This is a genomic window from Riemerella anatipestifer (genome assembly GCF_009663465.1).
GTDB lineage: Bacteria > Bacteroidota > Bacteroidia > Flavobacteriales > Weeksellaceae > Riemerella > Riemerella anatipestifer_C.
Window position 1 is genome coordinate 169,224 of record NZ_QXHU01000006.1, and the last position, 10,227, is coordinate 179,450.

At 37.0% G+C, this 10,227-nt stretch carries 11 protein-coding genes, 1 pseudogene and 1 riboswitch; all 12 genes and pseudogenes read right to left on the reverse strand.

The window, feature by feature from the left end; all coding sequences use genetic code 11:
• Positions 1 to 108: 108 nt before the first annotated feature.
• Positions 109 to 426, reverse strand: a complete 318-nt coding sequence (gene trxA / locus D1003_RS09660; protein WP_052910526.1) for a thioredoxin — start codon at positions 424 to 426, stop codon at positions 109 to 111.
• Positions 427 to 509: 83 nt separating this feature from the next.
• Positions 510 to 1,655 (reverse strand): cysteine desulfurase family protein, encoded by a 1,146-nt coding sequence (locus D1003_RS09665; protein ID WP_153936772.1) that lies wholly within the window; start codon positions 1,653 to 1,655, stop codon positions 510 to 512.
• 5 nt (positions 1,656 to 1,660) lie between these two features.
• Positions 1,661 to 2,167, reverse strand: coding sequence for a hypothetical protein (locus tag D1003_RS09670; RefSeq protein WP_014938443.1), 507 nt, complete (start codon positions 2,165 to 2,167; stop codon positions 1,661 to 1,663).
• A gap of 20 nt (positions 2,168 to 2,187) precedes the next feature.
• Complete coding sequence (locus D1003_RS09675) at positions 2,188 to 2,775, reverse strand: HAD-IB family hydrolase (protein ID WP_004920141.1); 588 nt, start codon at positions 2,773 to 2,775, stop codon at positions 2,188 to 2,190.
• A 30-nt stretch (positions 2,776 to 2,805) separates the two neighbouring features.
• Positions 2,806 to 3,531 carry an SDR family NAD(P)-dependent oxidoreductase gene (locus D1003_RS09680; protein ID WP_153936774.1) on the reverse strand — a complete coding sequence of 242 codons (726 nt, stop codon included), beginning with the start codon at positions 3,529 to 3,531 and terminating at the stop codon, positions 2,806 to 2,808.
• 19 nt (positions 3,532 to 3,550) lie between these two features.
• Positions 3,551 to 4,522 (reverse strand): polyprenyl synthetase family protein, encoded by a 972-nt coding sequence (locus D1003_RS09685; RefSeq protein ID WP_153936776.1) that lies wholly within the window; start codon positions 4,520 to 4,522, stop codon positions 3,551 to 3,553.
• Positions 4,523 to 4,659: 137 nt separating this feature from the next.
• Positions 4,660 to 4,920, reverse strand: coding sequence for a Trm112 family protein (locus D1003_RS09690; protein WP_153936778.1), 261 nt, complete (start codon positions 4,918 to 4,920; stop codon positions 4,660 to 4,662).
• A gap of 7 nt (positions 4,921 to 4,927) precedes the next feature.
• A complete protein-coding gene (locus D1003_RS09695) occupies positions 4,928 to 5,545 on the reverse strand; it encodes a thiamine phosphate synthase (RefSeq protein WP_153936780.1) in 618 nt (205 codons plus the stop codon).
• Positions 5,536 to 6,579 carry an AIR synthase family protein gene (locus D1003_RS09700; protein ID WP_153936782.1) on the reverse strand — a complete coding sequence of 348 codons (1,044 nt, stop codon included), beginning with the start codon at positions 6,577 to 6,579 and terminating at the stop codon, positions 5,536 to 5,538. The genes D1003_RS09695 and D1003_RS09700 overlap by 10 nt, the downstream gene beginning before the upstream one ends.
• Positions 6,580 to 6,591: 12 nt before the next feature.
• A complete protein-coding gene (locus tag D1003_RS09705) occupies positions 6,592 to 7,314 on the reverse strand; it encodes a class I SAM-dependent methyltransferase (RefSeq protein ID WP_153936784.1) in 723 nt (240 codons plus the stop codon).
• 61 nt (positions 7,315 to 7,375) lie between these two features.
• Positions 7,376 to 7,465, reverse strand: a riboswitch (TPP riboswitch).
• A gap of 759 nt (positions 7,466 to 8,224) precedes the next feature.
• Entirely contained in the window at positions 8,225 to 9,766 is a 1,542-nt protein-coding gene (locus D1003_RS09710; RefSeq protein ID WP_153936786.1) for an FISUMP domain-containing protein, read from the reverse strand.
• Positions 9,767 to 10,026: 260 nt separating this feature from the next.
• Positions 10,027 to 10,227: pseudogene (locus tag D1003_RS11320) on the reverse strand (DNA-binding protein); the annotation flags it as partial.

Here is a 10,227-nt window from a genome sequence, read left to right on the forward strand (position 1 = left end):
TCTGAATAATGTGGTTGCAAAAGTATAACTTTTTTCAATACAAACAAAATTTTATATAAAAAAAAGCACCTTCATTTTAGAAAGTGCTTATAAATCAATTTATTTTTTTTACAAATGTGCTGATAATTTTTCCGCAATAACCTCCTTAGGAGATACGCCTACTAACTTATCTACCACTTCTCCATTTTTGAATATGAGAATTGTAGGTATATTTCTAATACCATACTCCATAGCTACCTGCTGATTGTTATCAACATCTACCTTACCTACAACTGCTTTACCTTCAAAATCATTTGCTAATTCTTCTACGATAGGTCCTAGCATTCTGCATGGTCCACACCATACTGCCCAAAAGTCTACTAATACAGGCTTGTCTGAGTTTATTACTACTTCTTTAAAATTGCTGTCTGTAATTTCTAATGCCATAATTTTACATTTTTAGTCTGCAAATATATTACTTTATTCTTTTATTTTAGTATTTATATATCGATAGTTAATATCGTTTATTTCTATAATTCTTGCTGTATTTCTTTAAGAGCCTGTACTAACGCATCTATATCAGCTTTAGTGGTAAGATGACTAAAAGATACTCTTAGAGGCGTGGTATGTTCCATATCTTCTTCATCTACCACCATCATCATTACCATAGAAGGCTTACTAGCCCCAGAGCTACAAGCACTCCCTTGAGAAATAGCAATACCTTTCATATCCAACTGCAAGCTCAATAACGGATTTTTAAATGGTAATAAAACACTCAATACCGTATAAAGACTACTATCCTGCTCAGCGCTTCTTCCGTTAAATTTAACTCCTGAAATATTTTCAGATAATTGCTCTATTGCGTAATTCTTTATTTCTTTAATATGGGAAGTATAGTTTTCTAGATTGTTCATTGCGATTTCTAAAGCCTTGCCAAGCCCCACAATGCCACTCACATTTTCCGTACCTGCACGAAGACTTCTCTCCTGAGGACCTCCTGTTATAAGGGACTGAAGACCTGAAGCTTTTCTAACAAATGCAAACCCCACTCCTTTAGGTCCGTGGAATTTATGAGCACTACAAGAGGCAAAATCCAAAGGCACTTCTTGAAAATCTAAATCTAAATGAGCTACCGTTTGCACCGTATCCGAATGGAATAAAGCTCCATTTTCTTTACATAGTGCAGATACTTTTTTGATGTCTAAAATATTACCTATCTCATTATTGGCGTGCATTAGAGTAACCAAAGTTTTTTTATCCGATTTCTTTAATTCCTGCTCTAGTTTTACCAAATCTATATCCCCCTGTGCATTAGGGCGAAGATATACCAGCTCTACCCCCTTGCGTTTCTTCATATCTAAGCAAGTTTCCGCCACGCATTTATGTTCTATCGGAGAGGTAATAATTCGCTCCACACCCAAATGCTCTACACAAGATTTAATAATCATATTATTAGACTCTGTACCACACGAAGTAAAGATAATTTCGCCTGGTTGTACCTTTAAATAATCAGCGATTTGGCGCCTCACAGCTTCTATCCTAGTTTTAGCCTCTTGCCCTATACTATGTGTAGAAGAAGGGTTACCGTAACAAAATTTCATAGAGTTTACCATTTCCTCTATTACTTCGTTCAAAAGTGGCGTAGTAGCCGCATTATCTAAATATATTTTACTCATTTTTTTTATTTCAGTATGATATTATTAAACTTTAAATTCTTAGAAACTGAAAAAACCATCCACGGTGTGGTAATGACCTGCTCTTGCATTTCTGGTTCTCTGATAGATGTTTTTGAGGGCGAAGACTGATTTTTTTTCATATAAACTTCCAAAGTATCGCCTACTAATTTAACACTCTCAATCCCTTGAGGCTTATGTATACCTGCCCTAAAGGTCCCCAAATGATAAAGAATTACTTGTTGATTTTTAGGAAATATTAACTTGGGGTCTTTATTCTTCTCCTCGTTTGGGTTTAAAACTACAAATTGATTTGCAGATAAAACCCTATTAAGTTCCTCTTGAGAGTTTATAAGTCTAAAGCCCCTCGTTTCTTCCCCTCCAGAAGCCTCTGCATAAAACAATCTTTCCTCTTGTTCTTGCTGACTATCTACCTTTTGTTTCATAACTTCCTGCTTTTGCGGAGTACACATCGTAAAGATGCCTAAACCTATGGTTAAAAGTAAATTTTTCATTACCAATATTTTCGGCTAATTTAATGAAAAAATTGAAACAAACCTTCATTAGCCCATTTCAGCATTGCGTGGTCACCTGCTGTATCTCCAAATGCTATGCTTTTATCGTATTTAAGTCCTTCTGTGGCTTGTTTTATTCTTTTTACTTTTTCGTCTCCGTTGCAATTTTTGGTTTTAAACTTACCTGTAAACTTACCGTCTTTAAATTCGGCTTCTGTAGCCAAAAGCCCCATACCAAAATGCTCCGCAAAGGGCCGAACCCAAATATCCAATGATGCTGTTACAATAAACGACACCGTCTTCTCTTTATCTATTTTTTCTATAAATTCCAAAGCATTAGTTCTAAAAAGTTTTGGATAATATTCTTCAAAAAAGGCTTTAGACTTCTTCTCTATTCGCTCTTTAGACTCTCCTTCAAGTATAGAAGCTATAAAGCTCTCCTTAACCTTCTCTGCTTTGAGAAGTTTCATTTTCAAAAGAATAAAAAGTGGAATGTATCTTAAAAATTGTATTCTATATTTACTGCTGTTATAGAATTTAAGATATAGAAATAAGGTATCTTCTGTGGTAAGTGTACCATCAAAGTCAAATAGATATAGTTTTTTCATACATTACGAAAGGTACTTTAGAAACTCATTTTAAAGTTTCAATTTTTTAAATATAAATTCAGGAATGTTTTTTATAATCAACATAATAGCCCACCATACAGGCAATACATACGCCACATTCCTTTTCGCTTTGTAGGCTTTATATATAGAAGCCACAGCTTGTTTAGGCGTTGCGGTGAGTTTTGGATTAAGTGGCATACCTTCCGTCATTTTGGTTGCCATAAAACCTGGCTTCACTGTCATTACGTGCACTTTTCTGTGGAACAAATAGTTTCTAAGTCCGCTTAGATAAGCGGTTAATCCCGCCTTAGCACTTCCATAAATAAAATTACTCTGTCTGCCTCTATCTCCCGCTACCGAAGACAAAACCACCATAGTTCCAGCTCTTTTAGATGCCATTTTTTCAGCAAAATAATTGAGCAACGGAATAAGTTTGGCGTAGTTAATATCAACGATAGCTTCTGTATTTTTGTGATTTAATAATCCTTCTTCGGTGCCTTTACCTAAGTAACCAGAAGCACAGAATAAAAGCTCCGAATCTACTTCTTCTAAGGCTTTAAAATCAGTTGGCTGCATTAAATCCAGCACGATAACTTGGCTATGCTGGAGGTATTTTACTTCTATATGTTTTGCAAATTTCTCCGCACTCTCTCTATTAGAAGTGAAAAGATAAAGATTTCTAAATCTTTGTCCTTCAGACAACACCTTTTCCACAAAGGCTTGTGCGACTTCCGAATTACTACCTAGTACAATCATATTTTAAGATTTGGGAGCATTAAGATTCTCTTTTTAAAAGGTAATTAGCCAACTCTATAAAAGGCTGCTTCTTATCACCTGGGAGGTTAATAGCTTTCAAACAATCTTGACCGATTTGGTTGTGCTTTTGTATCAATCTCAATACTTTTTCATCTACTTTTGTTCTTCTGAAAATCTTCTCTACACAGTAGATTTTGTCTATATTATCCGTCTTTTTAGAGTACCAATAGTTAAGCTCTTTTCGCTCTTCCTCAGTCGCGTTTTCCATTGCTAATAGGTAAAGTACTGTCTTTTTATTTTCAAAAATATCACCTGCGTGTTTCTTTCCAAACTGCTCCTGATTTCCAAAGACATCTAAATAATCGTCCATAATCTGGAACGCAATCCCAATATGTTTACCAAATTGATACAATGCCTCTGCCTCCTGCTCGGTAGCTCCCGCTATCATAGCCCCTATCTTAAACGAAGCTGCACTAAGCACCCCCGTTTTATAGGTTATCATTTTTATATAATCTTCATAGGTAACATTGGAATTGGTTTCAAAATTAACGTCCATCTGCTGTCCCTCGCAAAGCACTGCTCCCGTTTCGGAAAATAAAGTGATACACTTTTTAAATAGTTCTGGCTCTAAATCTTCAAAAAACTGATAGGCTTTAATGAGCAATGCATCTCCCGACAGAATACCTACATTGATGCCGTGTAGCGTATGTATTGTAGGTTTATTTCTTCTAAGTGGGGCATCGTCCATAATATCGTCGTGGATAAGCGTAAAGTTATGAAAAAACTCTATAGCCAAAGCTGGTTTCATTGCCTTTTCTAAACTACCTCCAAAAAGTTCGCACCCCATTAGTACCATAATAGGCCTCAGGCGTTTTCCTCCGTGAGAAATGATATAATTCATAGGCTCATAGAGTTCTTTTGGCTCGTTTTTAAATTGATGCTTTTCTATTGCTTCTGCTACTAGGTCTTGGTATCTGTCTAAGAATTTCATAAGTCTTTTTTATCCGTGAATATTGCCACAAAAATAATGATTTATACAGACAAAAAGCACAAGTTTTTATTCTTTGTTAAAGAATAAATAGGAATTTAAAACATAAACCAATAAAGAGCTTTTGGTTATAACTATATCTATCCTTCAATGAGGCGGAATTGAGTATCTACTTTATTATCTAACCAACGATTTAATAAAGGTTTCTCTAACTCAAACTCTCTATATTCATCAGGACTCATAATAGGAATACCTGAAATTATAGGATAAACCCTTCTACACTTATTACAAAGCAAATATCCTTCCTCCACACTTTCCTCAGTTTCCTGCTTTACTATCGTTAATTCTAACTCCTGTTTATCAAAAGGACAACAAAGCTTCTCTATCATTTTTAATCTCATATTAAATCTATTTTAATTTTCGTTTATACTTTTTAATTTCTTGGATTGGTTTCTCGGCATCCATTATACCAGAAACCACGGCAATGCCAAAGCAATTTAAGTCGGTTAATTCTCCCACATTTTTAGGTGTTATACCTCCAGCTAAAAAGATTGGCATTTTCGTTATTTTTTTGGCTTCACGAACTGTATCAAATCTTACAAGCTCACAACTATTTGCTGTAGATGACGGAAATATAGAGCAGAATGAAATATAGTCCATCTTTTGTTCGTTAGCCCATTGTACAAGTTCCAAATCGTTATTACAGGTAATACCCATAATAACTTTACGCCCTAATTCCCACCTTATTACTTCAACATCATTTGGTTGCACATCAAAATGAACTCCATCTAAGCTTACTTCCTTTAACAATTCCCAACGGTTATTAATCAATACAGGAATATTTTTTCCGTGACAAATCTCAATAATCTTATTTATAATATCTAAGATATTATCATTGGCATTAAAATTATCCCAAATCTGAACCGCAATAATCCCCTCTGAAATAATCTTTTCCAATTTTCTCAACAAAGTATCATGATGCATTGACGGATTTACGATAAGATAAATCCCTTTTTTTATTTCCATCCTCTTTTTAATGCTTTAAAAAATGCTTCCCAATATGGGTCTTTTTCTAAATATTCAAATTCTGTTACCTCATCATTTTTAATAAGTTTCATACCATATTCTTTGCCACATAGCTCCCCCACAGGCACACACGGGATACCACGAGCTTCCAAACGAGAAACAACATTAGCCACAAATTCTTTTTTACAAGTAATAATCATAGAACCTGCACCTATGCAATTTCTAGGGTCTATATCAAACAGATTACATATTTCCTTTTGTACTTCCGCCAGTGGCAATTGGTCATAGTAAATCACCACTCCATTATCCGAAGCTTTTGTTAACTCATAGATTGCCCCTAAAACACCACCCTCCGTTACATCATGCATAGCCGTAACTTCCTGAAAATCTAAATTATGACTAACTGCAACCAGAGCATCTTGTAGCGATGAGGTCTTATAAAAAGACTCACAAGCTAGTTTATAAATTTCGTTACCAACTTTATCAATCACTACTTTAGGAAAACTCATTGCAAGAATTGCTGCAGAAGAGATGGCACAAGACTTAGTTACTAATATAATATCTCCTGCATTCGCATATTTTGACAATAATATTTTGGACTTAGGTGCAATGGTAATAAAAGTTCCTCCCCCTGCAATAGTTGAATTGTGTCCTTCAATAAATCCTGTATGCCCCCCTGTGATAGCTACTTTTATTTCTGATGAAAACTTATGCACATATTGCCAATATTCCTGAAAATCGTTTTTAGAAAGTGTAGGTGGAAGATTTAATACAAACTGACCATACATAGGTGCAAACCCTGTGGTTGCCATATCATTAGCCATAAGATGAACTGACAGCCACGCCGACTCCTGCAAACCTAGTGATGGAATCAGTGATAACGGATCACTAGTGAGTGCCATTGCCATTTCTGTATGTAAATCAACAAGAGAGACATCTACACCGAATTGCGGTCCAGCCAATACCTCGGTTCTAGAATAGCCACAACTATTAAAAATAAATTGCTCAAATGAGTCTTGTCCTATTTTCCCCATTTCATCAATCACTTAATCTACATCTTTAAACCGTATGTATAATCCAAAAAAATCTCCAAATGGCAATTTCCATTGCTGTACTGGAAACCATTGAGGTAATCCTGTACATTTCCACTCAATAGCATATTCCCTGTCTTTAAGTGCTTCATCAATAATACTCATCAGCATTTTAGGTGAATAAAATGTAGCTGTTATATAAAATGGATTTTTGCCAAAAACTTGCTGAATTCTCCTCCTGATAACTTTGGTAGAGTATCTATTCATCATCCCCATAGCAATACCATATCTACTCACTCTAGCCGCCTCCCTAATAACCTTAACTGGATCTTTATAATACTCAAAAGTGGTGATAAAAGCGAGAGCATCAAAGGTATTATCTTTAAAAGGCATATTATGTGAATCCGCCATTACTAAATCTCCTCCAAAAAGATGTTTAGCTTGCGACAACATCAGTGGGGAAATATCTCCTCCCGTAGCTTCAATTCCTATTTCTTTCCACCAACGGGTAAATCGTCCTGTCCCGCAACCAAACTCCAGCAATGTTTTCACACGCCTATCTTTAGTTATCAGATGTCCCATAACCTTTTTCTGCCAAATTTCCGCTCGTTTATAGCGTCCTTCGTACCACAACTCATAGGTATCTGTATGTTCACGATTAAAAAACCATTCTGGTCTGCCTTGCCAATTTTGATGATTCAGAGGAATCAGTCCTGTTGAGAATTTTTCCATTTTCATATACTTGTTTTTTTAGCATAACCTCATGAAAAATGCAACAAGTATAGAATTGAAAATATACAAAGATTTCACATTGCAATCCCTACGTTGGCATTATCCAAATCAGGTATCGGGTATAATCTCAGCCATAACGGCACCCCGTGCTTTTGTTTGCACAAATATAATGGATTATTTTTAATTAGCCATCTAAAAAATTTATCTAATTATTTTATCATAATAGTGTTCTAAATAAAAAGAAATTTAAGTAGTTCGAGGCATCTTTGAGGTTACATAAGAAAAAACATCTTATGAATTCAAAATTAACTTTATTTTCAAAGTAGACCAATCCCAAATACCTCTAAAAACAATAAGCATCAAAAAAAATTTGATGCCTATCGCTTTATAAAAAGATGCTTATGTTTTTGAGATTTCATAAGCACCGTTTTTATTTGTGCCTTTAGCTCCGCCAAACCACTTCGTTAGGTTTAGGTCAAGACAAAAGGACAAGCATACATATTTATCGCCCTTCTTTTGCCTTGAAGCAAAAGAAGCAAAAATTCAAGACTGTAACCCCTCTGGCTAAACCTCATTACTAAAGGCTAAAATCCCCAAAACTCGCCCCAACGCTCCTGCCCACACCTTCGCTCAAACAGTGGGTATTTTTTAACGCCTTTACTAACGAGGTTCTTAACGCCGTCGGGCTTAGAGGTCGGATATACTGACCGCTTTAAATGATAACCATTTAGCCATTATCAATGCTCTGCCGAACAAAGGTAAGTTTAGGGACAGCACCTAAAACTTATGCCTATAAAAATTATTTTTATGCTTATAAAAAAAATCCGATGCCTATAAGTTTTAGATTTACAGACATCGGATTTTGAAGGGTGCTTAGTGGCGAGAGAGCCAACCACCAACCGCCGAGAACGTACGGTTAATCCTTGATACAGCGGACGCTAAAGCCGTTTGCAAGTTTGCTACCGCTGGCCGTGCCGCTATTGCCGCTACTGAACCATAGGTTCCACGATTGGGTGCTATCATACTGCTCGCTGCTCCACAAGTTGCTGTAGCTACTCTGAAAGTAGAACGAGCCATTGATGTAGAGGCGGCTACCACTAACAGGCAGGCGGAGCTTCTGCTCGTTCCACATATGGCTGGTAGTTGACTGACTATTACCAAGATTAGAACCTACAACAGCATTATGCAAAGTGATGTGCTCGTCGTGAGTAGGAACGTGATACCCCGAAGGACAAGGATTATTAGAACCATTCATCTGCCATAAATTATGAGGATCTGATTGATTGACTGAACTATTAACCCATAAACCATCACTACTATTGTTAGGAATAAACTTATTAGTCCCTGCATTGGTCCAAGATGAGGACACAGAACCATTACCTTGGTATTTAGGCGTACCAGTTGTGCTATTAGTCCAAGTAATGAGCTCGTGTCCGTCTGGGTTACGCTGCCATTGGAACAGGGAGCCATACGCATTGTGGTCTGTTTTTGGGGTGGCTTGCTCAGTTGGGTTGAACACTAGCGAACCTACACGAGCGTACTCCGCTCCGAGGTTGTTGTTGAGCCAAATTCTACCATCGGGTCCTTGAACAGGGATATAGATAAACTCGTGTTCTTTAACATTTGCTCCATAGCCTACACAGTCTTGGGTGGTCTTATCAAAGCAACGGTCAGGAACGCCTGTAATCGTTTGCACTTTGAGCGTGGTAGTACTGCTCCCATTTAGGCTAATAGTATAAAAATTGGTATTGCTAATGGCATTGTAGTATATGCCATCTTCTGGGACTGAGGCAGGGTAGTAAGTAGCCCCACTTACATTCTTTAGCTTAGCTTGTATAATGCCTGTATCCCCCGTAAAATTCCCTGCTGGGTAAGACAACTTAAAGTTTTGCATATAGCCACTCCCATTTTTTAGGGCTAAGGTTTGTTCATAAGCGGTATAAGCCCCATTAGTGGGCAATGCACCACTGTAAGGGATATTTACTGTAATTTCTTCTTCATTGGCTATGCCTGTTTCCATAATATTACTCCCTTGTACTAAGTAGTCTTTGCCATTGTATTTAAATACTACAAACTTAATATCCTGTACTGCTCCTAGAGTGGCTGTAGCTGGGGCAGAAGGGTTACTAATTTCACTGCCTGCATTCGTGTTAGTACAAGTCCACTCGTGTACTCCATTGATAAGACCTCTGTACATTTCTATACAATTTTTGTCCTTATTGTAGATTAAAGTTCCCTTCTTAGTATTGGGAGAAAAGACAAGGCGTTCCGCCGTAGTCAATTCAGGAAAAAGCACGCCTTGTGCCTTATTTGCTGGCATCGTAGGGCTTACTGCCACCTTAGAAATATCTAAAGTAGCTTGGGGCGTAGTGGTATTGATGCCCACTCTGCTTTTATAATCATCTTGGGCGTTCAGCACCAAAGGCAGAAACACCGCGCATAACAAAGTTTTTTTCATAATGTTAAAGTTTATAGATGTTAAGTTGTGAAATTGTAAAAAAGTTTAAAGTTCTGGGGGCGTAGTTCAATAGCTCCGATGATTCCTTGAATATTTGAACTTTAAACCTTGAACTAAAGCTCTTTGAACTAAATGAAAAAACGCCTTCTACAAACGCCCTATACAAAGGCGTTCGCGAGGCACCCCAAAAACACACGTGTTTTTCTCCAAAAACACGTGTGCGGATTTTTTTTTCACGCGTGTTTTTTCCTCCAAACACGCTACATTTTTTCATACTTCAGCGTAGCCAACATTTTTTTGAGGTCTGTACCTGGGGTAAAAAGCACTTTGGCATTTTTAATGGCTGCTGGGGTTACTTCCTCTTCTTTAGCTTTACCCTCGCTACTGATGCTCACCCGCATACTGCCCATTTCGCCCAGCCTTACCACTTGCCCCTCTGCTAGAGAAGTCTGCATTACATC

What these genes read in the sequence shown, in the direction of transcription:
- trxA (WP_052910526.1), bottom strand. Translation starts at nt 426, where the DNA reads ATGGCATTAGAAATTACAGACAGCAATTTTAAAGAAGTAGTAATAAAC.
- D1003_RS09665 (WP_153936772.1), bottom strand. Translation starts at nt 1,655, where the DNA reads ATGAGTAAAATATATTTAGATAATGCGGCTACTACGCCACTTTTGAAC.
- D1003_RS09670 (WP_014938443.1), bottom strand. Translation starts at nt 2,167, where the DNA reads ATGAAAAATTTACTTTTAACCATAGGTTTAGGCATCTTTACGATGTGT.
- D1003_RS09675 (WP_004920141.1), bottom strand. Translation starts at nt 2,775, where the DNA reads ATGAAAAAACTATATCTATTTGACTTTGATGGTACACTTACCACAGAA.
- D1003_RS09680 (WP_153936774.1), bottom strand. Translation starts at nt 3,531, where the DNA reads ATGATTGTACTAGGTAGTAATTCGGAAGTCGCACAAGCCTTTGTGGAA.
- D1003_RS09685 (WP_153936776.1), bottom strand. Translation starts at nt 4,522, where the DNA reads ATGAAATTCTTAGACAGATACCAAGACCTAGTAGCAGAAGCAATAGAA.
- D1003_RS09690 (WP_153936778.1), bottom strand. Translation starts at nt 4,920, where the DNA reads ATGAGATTAAAAATGATAGAGAAGCTTTGTTGTCCTTTTGATAAACAG.
- D1003_RS09695 (WP_153936780.1), bottom strand. Translation starts at nt 5,545, where the DNA reads ATGGAAATAAAAAAAGGGATTTATCTTATCGTAAATCCGTCAATGCAT.
- D1003_RS09700 (WP_153936782.1), bottom strand. Translation starts at nt 6,579, where the DNA reads ATGGGGAAAATAGGACAAGACTCATTTGAGCAATTTATTTTTAATAGT.
- D1003_RS09705 (WP_153936784.1), bottom strand. Translation starts at nt 7,314, where the DNA reads ATGAAAATGGAAAAATTCTCAACAGGACTGATTCCTCTGAATCATCAA.
- D1003_RS09710 (WP_153936786.1), bottom strand. Translation starts at nt 9,766, where the DNA reads ATGAAAAAAACTTTGTTATGCGCGGTGTTTCTGCCTTTGGTGCTGAAC.